General features: G+C 70.2%; 9 protein-coding genes and 5 pseudogenes. 5 read left to right on the forward strand and 9 right to left on the reverse strand.

Annotated features, from left to right (window positions below; all coding sequences use genetic code 11):
* Window positions 1-489: 489 nt before the first annotated feature.
* Window positions 490-698: pseudogene (locus H5J30_RS36465) on the forward strand (IS630 family transposase); the annotation flags it as partial.
* Window positions 699-747: 49 nt separating this feature from the next.
* Here H5J30_RS36465 and H5J30_RS05990 read toward each other — a convergent pair.
* The 5 genes and pseudogenes from H5J30_RS05990 to H5J30_RS06010 form a co-directional block, all read right to left on the reverse strand.
* Complete coding sequence (locus tag H5J30_RS05990) at window positions 748-1,125, reverse strand: nuclear transport factor 2 family protein (protein ID WP_181786112.1); 378 nt, start codon at window positions 1,123-1,125, stop codon at window positions 748-750.
* 107 nt (window positions 1,126-1,232) lie between these two features.
* Entirely contained in the window at window positions 1,233-1,859 is a 627-nt protein-coding gene (locus tag H5J30_RS05995; protein WP_181786113.1) for a hypothetical protein, read from the reverse strand.
* 193 nt (window positions 1,860-2,052) lie between these two features.
* Complete coding sequence (locus tag H5J30_RS06000) at window positions 2,053-2,448, reverse strand: hypothetical protein (protein WP_181786114.1); 396 nt, start codon at window positions 2,446-2,448, stop codon at window positions 2,053-2,055.
* Window positions 2,445-2,981 (reverse strand): MarR family winged helix-turn-helix transcriptional regulator, encoded by a 537-nt coding sequence (locus H5J30_RS06005; RefSeq protein WP_181786115.1) that lies wholly within the window; start codon window positions 2,979-2,981, stop codon window positions 2,445-2,447. Before H5J30_RS06005 ends, H5J30_RS06000 begins: the two co-directional genes overlap by 4 nt.
* A 275-nt stretch (window positions 2,982-3,256) precedes the next feature.
* A pseudogene (locus H5J30_RS06010) lies at window positions 3,257-3,367 on the reverse strand (IS5/IS1182 family transposase); the annotation flags it as partial.
* Window positions 3,368-3,391: 24 nt separating this feature from the next.
* Here H5J30_RS06010 and H5J30_RS06015 point away from each other — a divergent pair.
* Window positions 3,392-3,911: pseudogene (locus H5J30_RS06015) on the forward strand (NF041680 family putative transposase); the annotation flags it as partial.
* A gap of 166 nt (window positions 3,912-4,077) precedes the next feature.
* On the opposite strand, the gene H5J30_RS06020 reads toward H5J30_RS06015, so the two are convergent.
* The gene (locus H5J30_RS06020) at window positions 4,078-4,986 is read right to left on the reverse strand and encodes a LysR family transcriptional regulator (protein ID WP_181786116.1); all 909 of its coding nucleotides are present in this window, start codon (window positions 4,984-4,986) and stop codon (window positions 4,078-4,080) included.
* A gap of 177 nt (window positions 4,987-5,163) precedes the next feature.
* On the opposite strand from H5J30_RS06020, the gene H5J30_RS06025 reads away from it, so the two are divergent.
* From H5J30_RS06025 to H5J30_RS06035, 3 genes and pseudogenes are all read left to right on the forward strand, one after another.
* Window positions 5,164-6,432, forward strand: coding sequence for a sulfatase-like hydrolase/transferase (locus H5J30_RS06025; RefSeq protein ID WP_181786117.1), 1,269 nt, complete (start codon window positions 5,164-5,166; stop codon window positions 6,430-6,432).
* A 125-nt stretch (window positions 6,433-6,557) separates the two neighbouring features.
* Window positions 6,558-6,911: pseudogene (locus H5J30_RS06030) on the forward strand (transposase); the annotation flags it as partial.
* Between the two features lie 41 nt (window positions 6,912-6,952).
* Window positions 6,953-7,270, forward strand: a complete 318-nt coding sequence (locus H5J30_RS06035) for a DUF1257 domain-containing protein (protein WP_220188582.1) — start codon at window positions 6,953-6,955, stop codon at window positions 7,268-7,270.
* A 1,271-nt stretch (window positions 7,271-8,541) separates the two neighbouring features.
* Here the strand turns inward: H5J30_RS06035 and H5J30_RS35950 are convergent.
* The 3 genes and pseudogenes from H5J30_RS35950 to H5J30_RS06045 form a co-directional block, all read right to left on the reverse strand.
* A pseudogene (locus H5J30_RS35950) lies at window positions 8,542-8,760 on the reverse strand (transposase); the annotation flags it as partial.
* A gap of 506 nt (window positions 8,761-9,266) precedes the next feature.
* Entirely contained in the window at window positions 9,267-13,220 is a 3,954-nt protein-coding gene (locus H5J30_RS06040; protein WP_181786118.1) for a S8 family serine peptidase, read from the reverse strand.
* Window positions 13,221-13,601: 381 nt separating this feature from the next.
* The coding region (locus H5J30_RS06045) for a response regulator transcription factor (protein ID WP_181786119.1) at window positions 13,602-13,900 on the reverse strand (299 nt) is incomplete at its 5' end.

A 13,900-nucleotide genomic window follows, 5' to 3' on the forward strand; every position in this document is an offset into this window, starting at 1 on the left:
ACCCCCTGGCCACCGGCGTCCGCGAGCTGACCGAGGAGGCCGGCCTGGAGGGCGTCGCGCTCGCTGCGATGTTCCGCGTCGACTTCGACCGCTACCCCGTTCACGTCTTCCACGACCGGTGGAACGGCGACCCCGGCACACTGGTCCTGGGCGAAGGCACTGCGCTCGTGTTCATCGCGCCGGCAAGGAGATCGAACTCGCGAGGGCCTTCTTCGAGGTCCTGGAGGAGGCGCCGAGGACAGCGCCGGACTTCCCGCGGGGCGCGGATGAGTGGGACCGCTTGCGCACGGAGAGCTTCGCCGCGCTGGCAGCGGTGGTCGAAGTGGTGCAAGCCGAGTTGCTCCCTGCCTGGCAGGGCCGGCTGGAGGGCTCGCCCATGGTGGAACTCATCGAGTTGTACGTCGGCGCGGCACAGCCACTGCTTCCGCACGCGGAACGTCTCCTCACCGCTTGGGAAGGGGCCTCCTTGCCCAGGCCCGCCGCTCGCGAGACGCATTTTTCGGACCGCTCAGGCAGTTCACCATCGCCAACTCCAACCACCCCAACCACACCGTGCAGACCCGGGCACTGCACGCCTACCTGCGCTGGCGCAACGCCAACGCCCGCCATCCGACGTATTTACCGCCCAACGCAAGGAACGCGCCCGCATCCGCAGCGAGAAGGGCATCCGCTGGGGCGCTCCCCACACCGCAGCCTGACCGACCGGGAACCGCAGCCCCGGAGTGCCGACAGGGACAGAAGGACGGCTCAGGAGGCGGAAGGCTCGATCTCCCCCGCAAAGACGATGACCTGATCGATGAGGCTCCGCCGCAGATGGACGACGTCCGTTCCCGCCAGGCGGGGGCCTCCATCCGGGGTGGTGAAGACCCACTGGTACCGGGCCCACTCGTCAGGCATGTCAACCGCTGAGCAGCGCACCATCGTGCCGGTCCCCGCCGGGTGGCGTCGGATGTCCAGCACGAACCGCTCGACCGCCGCGATTCCTTCGCTGCGACCCAACGGCCCCCAGAAGACCACGTCTGAGGTCAGGGCCTGGGAGAGCAGGGCAGTCACATAGCTGTCGTCCGAGGTGTTAAACGCGGAGATGAACGTGTCGATCGCGGAGCGAGCCGTTTCTTCCTGCATGCCCCAGTAATACCAGCCATTGCGCTTGCGCTCGTCCCGCGAGCCGCTTTCCGATCACGGTGGACCATCCCGGTCACAGCACTGGATGCCGGTTGACTTTGTTGGCGCTAACGGACCGAACTGGCCTGCTCGGTGGTGCGGGGCTCCGGCAGATCCACGCTGAGGCGGGCGTCGAGGTGTTCGTCCAGCGGCGCGAGGGCGGAGCGGCGCAGGGCGTCGGCGGGCTCCGGGTGGGAGGCCACTGCGCCGTCTGGGACGGGTTGGGACGGCACCAGGCGCAGGATGGGCAGCCGGGCGGCGAGGGCCGGTCCGTCGAGGTCGCGTACCCACGCGCTGAGCGTGTCGCTGGTGGCGGCGCGGGCGAGGTCGGGCCAGGTGTCGTTGAACGTCGACAGGTCGCCGAGGGCCTCGCGCGGCTGCCGTTCGTCGGCCCGGCACCAGGCGTTTCCGGTGCGGTCGCGGGCCCGGTCGGCGCGCAGCCGTCCGGGTAGCGGTCGCGGTGCAGGCTGGCGGCGTCGCGCTCCAGGCGTACGAACCGGGACTGGGCGCTGGTGCGCGAGGTGAGCCCGAGGTGGTCGTCGACGTCTCTCCAGGAGGCGCCGCGGCGGCTCGACGAGGGCTGCGCCAGCCTCGTCGAGCTGGGTGAGCGCGGCCAGGATGTCGGCGGCCGGCGCCTTCGCCTGCTCGGCATCATCGAATCGTTGCTTGTCGACGGCAGCCCGCACGGTGCGCATTACGCGCACCTGCTCGATCCAGCCGCGGCCTCCCCGTACTTGGCCGTCAGCAGCGCCTCGGCGTACTGCCGTAGCCGGTTCCCGGGCCTCCGGGCCCTTCTTCGCCATGGCGTGTGCCCTGCCATCGCGCCGTGGCCGCCCGCGAATCACGGACGGCAATCCGCGGAAGGATTCCGCGGCGTACGCGGCTTGTTCAGCGGGTGGCGCTGGGCCGTGTCCGGTAGTTGTGGAGGGTGGTGAACGTGCCGGAGACGGTGGCGGTGACGAGTGCAGCGAGCATGAACCATGTGGCGATGAAGCCGCTGGCGGGGTCGGGGTCAAGGAGCCTGTCCGCTGCGCTGACCACCGTGAAGGCGACCAGGTTGAACAGCCCGGCGACGGGGCCTGCGACCGGTGTGCTGCGGCCGGGCAGGAACGCGACGAGTGCGGCCGCTGCCAGGAGGGCGACGAGGCCGGGCGGGATGGTCGGGGTGTCCGTCACTCCGGCGGCCATCTGGACGGCGAAGCTGACGGCGGCGACCAGAAGTGCGGCCACCGTCAGTTTGCTGCCGGTTGACAGGCTGGTTGGTGGGGGGACTCGCGGGCTCATCGGTTCTCCTCGTCGTCTGCGGGCCGCGTGTGCGCGGCGGGTGGTTCCGATCGGTGGGGGGTGCCTGGGTCGTTGAGGGTGTCGGCGTGGTCGAGCAGCGTCAGCAACATGTCGGTGAACGCCGTGCTCTGCTCGCTGTTGCGTCCGCCGAGGGGGGCCAGGCGCCGGTCCTCTAGGTCGAGGACCAGCGCTCTGGCGGCGGTGACCACCTCGGCGCCGCGGCCGGTCACGGTGAGCTGGACCGCCCGGGTGTCGTCCGGGTGGTCGGTGCGTTCGACCAGTCCCGCCCGCTCCAGTGCCCGGACCAGCTTGGAGACGTGCATGGGTGCCAGCCCGATGAAGTCGGCGAGTTCCCGTTGCCGGGGGCCGGTTCCGCCGTCGGAGAACGCGTAGAGCGAGGCCAGCACGCCGTACTGGGACGACGTCAGTCCCAGTGGCGCGAGGGTCCGGTCGATCGCGGTCCGCCAGCGCAGGGACAGGTGCCAGACAAGGAAGCCCGTGGAGGGCGGTGGTCGATCCGTCGGTGCAGGCATGGGCACATCATATACCTGTTTACTATAAGCATGTATGCTATGCGGCCAACCCGGCTTCATCCGCTGGCGGATCGTGCGGCGCGGACGTCCCGCGTTCACGGGCGGGCGCATTCTCGGAGACCCCGTCCTCACCCGCGTACACGGCCGACTTGACAAGGTGCGGGATACGGCCGGAGCCCGGCTGGATCGCGGCGGCGCACCGTACGGCCTCGGCGGCCGGGATCGTGCTCAGCCGGTCGACCAGTCCGAGCGCCGGGCCTCGGCCGGGGAGATCCGGCGGCCTTGGCGCTGGATTCCTCCCACGCCTTGCAGTTGTTGCGGTTACCGGCGATCGGCCGACCGACTACGACGGCCAGGCGGGTGTCGGCGTCGATGACGACCTGGTGCGTGCCCGGACGAGTACCGGGGCCGTTGAGGGCACCCTGGTGTGGCTGGAGGTCGAGCACCTGCCGAAGGGGCGGGCGGCACCAGTGGTGTGGTTATGGTCCTTGGCGGCGGGTGCCGCCGATGCCGACATCGACCGGGCCTGGACGGCGTTCCTCCGACGCTTCGACCTGGAGCACACCTGCCGGCCGTTCAAGCAGACCCTGGGCCGGCTGAAGCCGCGGCTGCCGGAGCCGGAGGCGGCCGACCGGTGGACCTGGCTGATCATCGCCGCCCACACCCAACTCCGGTTCGCCCGCCCGCCGGCCCGGGACCTACGGCACCCGTGGGAGAAGCCGTCCGCGCCGGACCGGCTCACGGCCCGCGCGGGTCCGGCGGACGTTTCGGGACCTCCGCCAGCACATGCCCTGTCCCGCCAGGGCACCTAGACTCCACCGGCCCGACCCCGGACGACCGCCCGGCTCCCCGAACAAGCACCGGACACCCCGCTACGACGTGGGCAAACCATCCGCCGCGAGAAGAGCACCATCGCCCCAAAACGGTTGAACTTGACGTTTGACGCCGCAGGCCGCCGCTCGCCACGGTGTCCGGTACCCCGCCCTGTCGCAGCCCGCGGTACCAGCGGGCGAGCAACTCCCACCCCTGATCGGTGAGTTCATGACGAAGTATCGCCCCACCATGATCCACCAGGTGAAGATCTTTGAAGCCGGACCTACTGCTGTCCCGGGGCGTTGGTGACGTCGCGTGCGACGGCCACGAAGTTCGCGGCCACGGGTGAGACGCCGTGGCGGGGGACCGCCAGGGCGAGTTCGACCGGTGACGCGGCGGGCATCAGCTCGGCGAATACTGCGCCCAGGCCGGTCAGGGCTGCGACCGAGCCCGGGACGATGCTGATGCCGCAACCGGCCGACACGAGGCCGACGATCGTCTGCATCTGTATCGCTTGCTGCGCCACCCGCGGCTCGAAGCCGCCCGCGTGTCGGCAGAGGGCGGTGATCTGGTCGTAGAGGCCCGCGCCCAGGTGCCGGGGAAAACGTACGAAGGGCTCGCCGGCCAGCGAGCGGACATGCAGGCGCTGTCGGTCGGCCAGCCTGTGGCCGGCGGGCAGCACGACGAGCAGCGGTTCACGGGCGACCGGAAGGAGAACGAGTTCTGCTTCGGCGGGCGAGGGGAGCGGCGGGCGGACGAAGCCGACGTCGAGCGCGTGTGCGCGCAGCCGCTCGATCTGGGTGGCCGTGGGCAGCTCGCTGAAGCGTACGACCACGTCCGGGTAGCGGGTGCGGTAGGCGCTCAGCAGGGCGGGCAGCAGGCGCAGCGTGGTGGAGCCGACCATGCCGACGGAGAGTTCGCCGATGTCGCCGCGCCCGGCGGAACGCGCACGGGTCTCCGCCCGCGCCACCATGGCCAGCGCGTCACGTGCGTCGGCGACGAAGAGCTCGCCGGCCGGGGTCAGCCGTACGTGGCGGGTGTCCCGGTCGAAGAGCGAGACGCCCAGCTCGCGCTCCAGCGCCTTCACGGCCTGGCTCAACGGCGGCTGTGCGATGCCCAGTTCGGCGGCTGCGCGGCCGAAGTGCAGATGATCGGCGACGGCTACGGCCGCGCGCAGATGCCTCAGTTCCACCCGGCCCACGATAGGCACAGCGTATTAATGGCGGTTGATTATGCTCTGGATGAGCAAGAAAACGCCCGTGTCCGACAGCCTGGCCGCAACAGTGCCGTGTGCGGTCAGGAAGGTGCGAGGGACGTGATGGGTGCGGAGCGTAGTGATCGGGCCTCCTCGGCGCCGAGTCGTCGGCGTGTGCTGAAGCTCGCCGGCGCCGGGGCGGCGGGCGGTACGGGCGTCCTGGCGGCCGGCGGGGTGGCCAAAGCGCGGGCCGGCGCGCCCGCGGTAAGGCCCTCCGGCGGCGTGCGGCGCGTGGTGCTGTTCCACATGGACAGCCTGCATCACGAGGCACCCCGGCGCCTCGGCCTGGAGAACGTGCAGCGCCTGGCGGAGCGGGGCACCCAGGTGAACGAGGCACTTCTCATCTCGCCCTGGCACCCCACCGTCAGCGGCTATCTGCCGCTCTCCACCACATCTTTCCCGAACCCGACCACCTTCGCGGGCTCGCTGTTCGTCGGCCCCGCCGAGGAACAGCGTTATCTCCAGCACGGCTTCGGGGGGTTCACGGCGCACATCGCCAACAGCGAGGCGTACCGCTCCCTCAACCCCGGCTTCGACTTCACCCGCCTCAACGGCGACGACACCGACGCGGACAACGTACGCCTCGGTCTGCGCCTGCTGCGCGAGCACGACGGGCTCACCTTCATGCGGCTGCTGCTCCAGGACACCAACGCGGCCAGTCAGGAGGTCGCCAACGCCCCGGCCGGCGTGCCCTGGGCGCGCGACATCTACGCCGGGGGGTCTCCGTACCCCGCGGTGGTGCGCAGGGCCGACGCGCTGCTCGGTACGTTTCTCGACGGGCTGGAGCGGCTGGGCATGGTCGACGACACGCTGCTCGTCCTGCTCGCCGACGGCCAGTCGCGGCTCGGCTGGCATCCCGTCCAGGCCGAGGACTCCTGGCGTACCCCCCTCGTCTTCGCGGGCCCCGGGGTGGCTCAGGGCGGCAGCATCCCGTACGCCGAGAACATCGACATCGCCCCCACCGTGGCTGCTCTCGCGCGGGTCCCCGCGCCCAGCGACGACGGCGGCTCCGGGCGGGTGCTGGGCGAGATACGGACGGACGGCCCCCCGGGTACGCGCCTCGCCCGCCCGCCCCGTCGCGTCGAGCGGATCAACCGGCAGATCGCCGAGTACCTCCGCCTGGCGGGATGGCTGCACGTCCATGCCCGCGACTATCCCTACCTGGATGTCCAGCTGATGCGCGCCAGCAACGGCACGCTGTCCGACGCACAGTTCTGGGGCCTCGACCGCATCGACGAGTGGCCCCAGGCCGGGTCGATCGACCGGATGATCCAGGACAACGACGACGTACTCGGCACGCTGCGCCAGGCCCTCCGGGACTCCGGCGCCCCGGCGCTGCCGACGCCCGCCACGCCGAAGGGGCGCGCGGCGCACTCGTCGTGATCCCGGAGTCCGATACCGTCCGGGCACTGATCAGAGAGCCGGTCACCGCCCCGTGCCGTCGGAGGCACCGTGTCGGCGTCTGCCGGGCTGCGGTGCTCCTGCCGCAGCCGGTCCGCCTCTTCCAGGATCGTGTTGAGTCGTTGCTGCCGCAGCGTGAGTGCAGGTTCCGGTATCCGGGTCGCAAGCCGTTGCCGGACCGGGATGTGGGTGCGGGATACGTGCTGCATACGGGATCCAGTGGGAGTAGCTGCCGCAGGAACTCGGCTTCGGCTCGGGCACGACGTGCTGGCGTCGGCTGCGGGACTGGAACGAGGCGGGTGTGTGGCAGCGGCTGCATGAGGTGCTGCTGGCCGAGTTGAACTGGCGGCGAAGGTGGACCGGTCGCGCTGCGTGGTCGACTCCTCCCACGTCAGAGCTCTGAAAGGGGGCGGCAAACGGGCCCCTCGAAGGTCGACCGGGGCCGGGCCGGCTCGAAAAACTCGTCGAGGCGCTGCGCACGGTCGGCTGCGACCAAGTCGAGGTGCACGACGAGCCGGCCACACCGTACGGCTACCAGGGCGACGCCCGCCCGGAGCAAACCGAGGTGGTCATCCGCCGCGCCCACATCGGCCGCGCGAGCAACGACATCGGCTCCGCCCGGCAACCGGACGGCTCGTACGAGGCGATCATCAGCGAGTACGACCTGCACAGGCACGGCCCCGCCTGGCTGACCAGGCTCAGCCAGTCCTACGGCCACGCCGCCGCCCAGCGCTACGCGGTCGACCACGGCTACGACGTGGCGACCGACGAGATCCAGCAAGACGGCACCCGCCGCCTCACCCTGCGCCGCACCAACTGACTACACGGATGCGACACACCAGCCCGTTCCGCTGGCGAAGGCCCATACGCTGGGCTGGATGTGTCGTTCACGTTCATCAGAGGTCTTCCTTCGGTACGCCGGAGAGGGGAGAGGCAACCCGCCTCGGCCGTGGCCGGCGACGGCCACGAGGACGCCGTGGGGCAGCCGCCGTGCGGGTCCGTGCGTGGATCAGCCGAGTTTCGTGAGCGCCGCTGGAGATCCGAGGCGGGAGTTCGGCAGCTACAGCAGCTGCCCGACCACCAGGTTCGTCGCACGGCGAAATCGCAACCAGGCCGCCGTTTTCCCGGGTGTCCGACACCCACGATCCGCCCCGCGGCGTACGCCGGAGGAGCCCCGGGAAGACCCCGGACCCGCCGAGCCACTGGCGCGCATCGCACGAAGGAGGGGGTTCACGATCGTACGGGCATATGGTGTGAATATTGATGAAGTGGGCGGAGTCCTTGGATGAGAGGAAGACTGCCTCGGAGGCAACCGAGTGCTTAGAAGGCGCCTGCTCTATCCGCTGACCAACGGGGGTTGACCTGCGTGTATACAGCTCTCTGACGCGGGCCTTCTGGGCGCGGGGACCCATGGGGAATGACCTGGGCGGCAACAGCGCCTGATTGAGCGGCACATCTGCCGATACAAGCGCGAGCGGCTGGTGTGGGCGGCGCTGCGCCTGGGGCCGCTCGCAGTCAGTACCTACGCCTGGTGCTGCAAGGCGACTGGTCCGGCGCCCTGCCGCACCCCACCAACTGATTAGGGCAGAGCCGACCGCGTTCGGCATGCTCGACGTGCAGGCCCTCGATCGCAGTCACGCGATGGCGCAGAGCACGAGCGTGGTGCCATGAATGCCTGGGTGACGCCTCGCCTGCCTGAGGTCGTCGCCTCGAACAGCTCGCCCGCACGAGTGGACGTTCGCGATTCTCGCCAGCGCCGTCCGGGGGCGGGCGGGGTCTTGCCTTCCCCGAACAGGCTGAGCCTCTACCGAGTCGTCCGCGAACTGCAGACCCCCTGGCCGTCTGGACCGGCGCTTGCCCCACCTGTCACCGCAACACCCCCGACCCCAGACCAACCTGACCAAGCCCTACTAGAAGGGCGGCTCCGGGGCGGGACCACTCCGCGGGCGCGGGGAGCACACTGCGTGGCCAGCCGATTCTCTTCGATCTTGCTGGGTTTTCAAGCACTTGCGTGATTTGGTGCAAATCGTGTGAATGCTAGTAAGGCAGCATCAAGCATCTCAATGAGGGAAGGTTGCCTTGGCTTAAGCCTTCCAGCTCATGGATCCGCCGGCGAGCGGCTCGCAACTCAGCAGACTCGCTCGACGGCGTTCCCGGCCGCCGCCCGTTGTCGATGTCGTCTTGCCGCAATCACTTCGACAACGTGACGGGATGGATGCCGAGCTCCACCGCCGTTCGTTTGGCCTGCTTGCCAGCGCGCACCAGCGCGATGGCACGCGCCCGGAACTTCGGAGGACAGGGACGAGGCATGACTGCCAGCCTTCCGTGAAGGGCTGTCAGTTAGCCACCAGAACTGGAACCTGAGAGGTAGGGCAGGTCAAACCTGTCACCCGAATCTGCATCAGACCCCTTGCCCCTGCGGCAGCCCTAACTGCGGGCACGGCGGGCCCTGTCCGAACGACGAGTGCAACGGTCACGACATGCACACGATGCGCAACCCGACCACCGAAACAGACGTGGCTGCGTGGCAGGACCACTTCGACTGCTCCGAGGGCTGCGGCGCAAGCTTCGTCGACATCGCCCTCCCTTCCCACCCCTGGGGCGAAGTCGACATCGACGCGGGGGTGACGGTCTACCCCGGCGTCTCCCACTACGAACTCGGGGTTACCCATAGACGCCCCTCAGGGCGTCGGTGCTCAGGCCCATCGCGGCGGCCGGTGGCGGCGCCCGCCGGGGGCTGAGCGCGTTGCGCCCGAACGTGAGGCTGCCGTCCACACCCGGGGTGTGGACGGCAGCCTGAGGGTTCGCCGTGGTCGTTACCTGAGGGTCACCGCCTTGGTCGAGGTCTGCACCACGCGGTTGCCGTCCCGGTCCCACGCCTCGGCCCGCAGGCTCACGGAGCCCTTGGTCTGGGCGAGCGTCGGGTAGTCCAACGCGGCGGTGTAGACGCCGGTGCTCGTCCTACGGACGCCGGCGGTGCGCCAGGTGGCGCCGTCGTCGGTGCTGTAGGAGAGCTTCAGGCCGGCGATCGCGGGCATGGCGGTCGTGGCCGGCGGGTGGCTGACGTTGACGGTGAAGGTGTGCCGGTGGCCGGCGCGGACAGTGTTGTCCAGGTCCAGACTCCGGTCCATGTCGTAGCCGACGAAGATCAACGGCTGGGGGCTGCAGGGGCCGGAGCTGATCCCCGGGTAGCAGATGTGGCCGGGCCCTGTGGTGTCCTTCTCCTCCGCCTTGGAGCGGAACGTCCACACGTTGCTCAGGCCCGCCCCGCTCTGCTCGAGACGGTAGGTGGCCTCCTCCTTGGCCATGGTGAACGCCGGCACCCCGGGAATCGAGATCGGTGTGCGCGCGAGTTCCTCGCCGTTCTTGAACATCCGGGCGTTGGTGTTCACGAACCCGCCGCCGTCGTAGTAACGACCGCTTCCCCGGACGAAGTTGTACACGGGGGCGAAGACGTCACCCACTCGGCAGAACGAGCAGAGATCGGGGTGCTCCACACCGGGGACGGTCTCCGCCAACGCCACGCCGGGCGTCCTGGGGGTGGTGAGCCAGTCACGCGTGGTGCGAGTCGGACGGTCTATGACGGTCTTGACGTTGTCCTGGTCGGAGCCCTGGACCCACGCTTTGCGGAGCACGTCGGAGGCGAGGCCGCCGAAGTACTCGGTGCGGGCGGAGGGCCGGGCGAAGTTCAGCGCCGTCGCGAAGGACATCCGCTCGATGGGCTTGTAGGTGTGCCACGCCTCCACCGCGGTCTCCGTGCCGTTCCCGTGGTACCGGGAGTTGACGGTGGCCAGGGTGCGCGGGGTGTACGCGTAGGTGAGGTCAGCCGGGATCTGCTGCTCCTCGTACTGGTGGAGCTGGTAGGTGTAGTCGATGTTCGGGTTGCTGGTGACCTCGACGGTGACCGGCCCCTTCTCGAGCTGCGTGCGCAGGGCGTTGCCCTCGGCGGGAACGACCTGGGCCACGGGCAGCGCGAGTTTGGTGCTGTACATGTCGAAGGTCGGCACCGAGCACCCCGGGTGCACCTGGTTGGAGAAGAGGAGGATACCGACGGCACCCGCCGCCTTCAGTTGGTCGACCTTGTTGTTGTCCAGGACGCAGCCCCAGTAGGGACCGTCCTCGGGGTCGGGGCTCTGCATCAGCAGGGCGATCCGGCCCTTGACCGGGGCGGCGGCGATCTCCTCAGGGCTGCCCAGGCCGACGAAGGCCAATTCTCGCTGTTGTTTCCCCTTCGGGAACGGGGTCAGGTTCAGGCCCGGGATCTTCGCGTCCCCGTCGGTGTACCCGAACTGGTAGGCGTGAAGGGAGGACCTCTCGGGCGCCGCGACGTCCAGGTCGAGCTGCTTGTTGGTGAAGGTGAGCCGGGACGAGAAGAGGAACGTGCCCTTGGTGGTCCGCTGGGTGGGCGTGACGAAGGTCCGACCGTTGTACAGGCCCATGGACCCCGTCGTCAGCACCCGGCCGTCCCACGCGGTGCGCACGGTGACCAGCGTCGCCATGGCCCAGTCCTTGTTGACCGGGCTGGGGGTCTTGACATCCAGGAGTACAGCCTTGGACGCGTCCAGGGTGACCTCGGCCCCTGCCTCGGGGACGGCGACCTCGGGGTTGACCAGGTGCGTCAGCGAGCCCGGCCCACCGTCCACGGTGTTCGCCGAGACGGAGCCCTGCACCTTGTACGTCCCGGGCTCGACCATGTACTTGAGGGTGCCAGGGCCCACCAGCACCGCGCCGGACCCCGGGACACCGGCGACGCCGGGGACGTCCACGGCCATCACGCTCATGGTGGTCAGGCCCATGTCGGCGAGCTGCCCGTCGCGGTCGAGGGTCCGGATGGTGAGGGGCACCTTCTTCGCGTCGCGTTGCATGCCGACGGCGGTGGTGACGTGGGTGCCGGTGTCGCTGGTGGCGACGACGTTGCCGACGTAGGAGCCCTTGACCAGGCCGTCGGGGTTCAGGGTGACGGTGAGGTCGGCGATGGAGTGGGCCGGGACGGTGAGAGTCTGCGCGCTTGTGGTCAGCTTCCCGTCCAGGGCGCCGTCCTGGCCGCGCAGCGAGGCCGCGATGGTCAGGGTGACGTCGGTGTCGCCGTCGTTGGCGTAGGTGACCTTCCGGTCCCGCGGGTCGTTCTGGTCGAACGGCACGACCCCGAAGTCCACGCTCCCCGTGGTCGCGGTCACCTTCTGGGAGGTGGCGCGGGCCACGTCGAGGCGGCCGGCGCCCTGCTCGTACGCGGTGTGCCCGGCGTCCTTCGACGTCGACATCAGCGCCGTCTTCAGCCGGGACCACGACCAGTCCGGGTGCTGCTGCGCGAGGATCGCCGCGGCGCCCGCCACGTGCGGCGTCGCCATCGACGTGCCGTTCGCGCTGGTGTAGCGCTCGTCCACCGGGGTGCCCATGGTGGTGCCCGCGGCCTTGGCCGCGACGATGCCCACGCCCGGCGCGGCGATGTCCGGCTTCAGAGCCAGGTCACCGAAGCGGGGGCCACGGCTGGAGAAGTTCGCCAGGCCATCGGACTTGTCGGTGGCAGCCACGGTCAACGCGGAGGCCGCCGCGCCCGGGGTGCCGACGGTTTCCTTGCCGGGGCCTTCGTTGCCGGCGGCGATCACGAACAGGGCGCCGGTGGAGGCGCTCAGCTCGTTGACGGCCTGCGACAGCACGTCGGAGCCGTCGGTGGGGCTACCGCCCAGGCTCATCGACACGATCTTGGCGTCGGCCTCCTGGGTGGCCCACTCCATGCCGGCGATGATGCTTGAGGTGGGGCCCTGTCCGGCGTTGCTCAGGACCTTGCCGACGGCGAGTTGGGCGCCGGGGGCGACGCCTTTGTGGGAGCCGTCGGAGGCGGCGCCGGTGCCAGCGATGGTGGCGGCGACGTGGGTGCCGTGGCCGTGGCCGTCGGCCACCTCCTGCCCGGCGATGAAGCTCTTGGAGACGGTGACCTTGCCGGCGACGTCGGGGTGGGTGGCGTCGATGCCGGTGTCCAGGACGGCGACGGTGACGCCCTTGCCGTCCAGGCCGTTCTTCCACGCCTCGGGGGCGCCGATCAGTGGGACGCTCTTGTCGAGGGCGGCCTCGACCTTGTCGTCCAGCCACACCTTGGCCACGCCGCCGGCCAGCGCCTTCGGGGCCTTAGCCGTCGGGGAGGCGGGCAGGTTCCCGCGCAGGGCCTTCCAGAAGTCGTCAGCGTCGCCCTTGTCGACCTTGACGGCGGCGCCGTTGATGCTGGGCAGCGACAGCGGAGCGGTGGACGCGGGCAGCGCCTGCGCGGTGCGGGCGACCGACGTCTGCCTGACGTTGTCGGCGTAGGTCACGATGACCGGCAGCTGCTTGGCCTTGTTGTCGGCGAAGCCCGCCTTGGCCAGGTGACCGACGTCGAACAGCTTCCGCTCGAGGATGCCGGCGTCCACCGCCGGTTGGGCGTCGTCCGGGATGACGAACGTCCCGTCCGGGCCGGACTCGGTGAAGAACGTCGGGATGTGGCCGTCCGAACGCGGCTGTGGGTCCGCGGTGACCGAGGAGAGCCCGTCGGCGCCCTGGGTCAGGTGCACGGTGTCGCCGGTGATCAGGGTGACCGACCAGGTGCCGCTGCTCAGGCCGGGTATCCGGGCGACGTTCCCCTGGGTGTCGGCCGGGGGCGTGTCGCCGGCGTCGGCGACGGCCGGCGAGGTCAGGGGGGTCATCACCCCGGTGACCACCGCCGCGACGGCGACGCCGATCAGGAGGCGGCGTCTCGGCTGACGCCGGGGACTACCGGGAGATCTGCTGCTGGACATGGTGTGTCCCTGCCTTCTTCGGGGGGAGGTGGCACGCGCGATCAGACGTCAACCCATCCGTCCTCGTCCGGTTCCTCCGGCGACCTCCCGGGCCCGGGTGCCGCCGGTCGCGCGCCCGGGACCGCGTCCGGTTCCGGGCGTTCCTCCGGTGCCACGGCCCCCTCGGGCCGCATGGACGGTGACACCGGACGGGCGTCCGCCTCGTCGGCGGGGTCGGAGCCGTCAGGGTTGGCTGGCTGCGTCGGATTGAGCACCGAGCCAGCATCACCGCCACGACGGCCCACCCACCATGCGGAAGACCCCGTGTTTATCCCGGGTGCACCCCCGTGGAAAACCTCACCGGACCCCGAACCACCCGCGGGTGACCGCCTTGTCGGTCCGTCAGCGGGCCGTGTTCAACCGGTGCGCCAGCTCCGTGCGGGAGCGCAGTCCCAGTTTCCGCAGTACCGCGCCCAGGTGGCCCTCCACCGTGCGGTCGGAGAGGAACAGTGCCTCGCCGATCTCCTTGTTGGTCATGCCGCTGGCTGCCAGGTCGGCGACCTGGCGTTCCCGCGGGGACAGTTCCGTGCCGTAGCTGGGGCGCCCGCCGCGGTTCCGCGACGGCGGCGCCAGGTCGTGGTCGCGGGCCAGGCGGGTAGCCCGGTCCAGGTCCCAGTGGGCGCCGAGCCGCTGGTAGGTGT

Origin of the sequence: Streptomyces phytophilus, from assembly GCF_013870535.1 — a bacterium.
GTDB classification, from domain to species: domain Bacteria; phylum Actinomycetota; class Actinomycetes; order Streptomycetales; family Streptomycetaceae; genus Streptomyces; species Streptomyces phytophilus.

What these genes read in the sequence shown, in the direction of transcription:
- H5J30_RS05990 (WP_181786112.1), bottom strand. Translation starts at nt 1,125, where the DNA reads ATGCAGGAAGAAACGGCTCGCTCCGCGATCGACACGTTCATCTCCGCG.
- H5J30_RS05995 (WP_181786113.1), bottom strand. Translation starts at nt 1,859, where the DNA reads ATGCGCACCGTGCGGGCTGCCGTCGACAAGCAACGATTCGATGATGCC.
- H5J30_RS06000 (WP_181786114.1), bottom strand. Translation starts at nt 2,448, where the DNA reads ATGAGCCCGCGAGTCCCCCCACCAACCAGCCTGTCAACCGGCAGCAAA.
- H5J30_RS06005 (WP_181786115.1), bottom strand. Translation starts at nt 2,981, where the DNA reads ATGCCTGCACCGACGGATCGACCACCGCCCTCCACGGGCTTCCTTGTC.
- H5J30_RS06040 (WP_181786118.1), bottom strand. Translation starts at nt 13,220, where the DNA reads ATGTCCAGCAGCAGATCTCCCGGTAGTCCCCGGCGTCAGCCGAGACGC.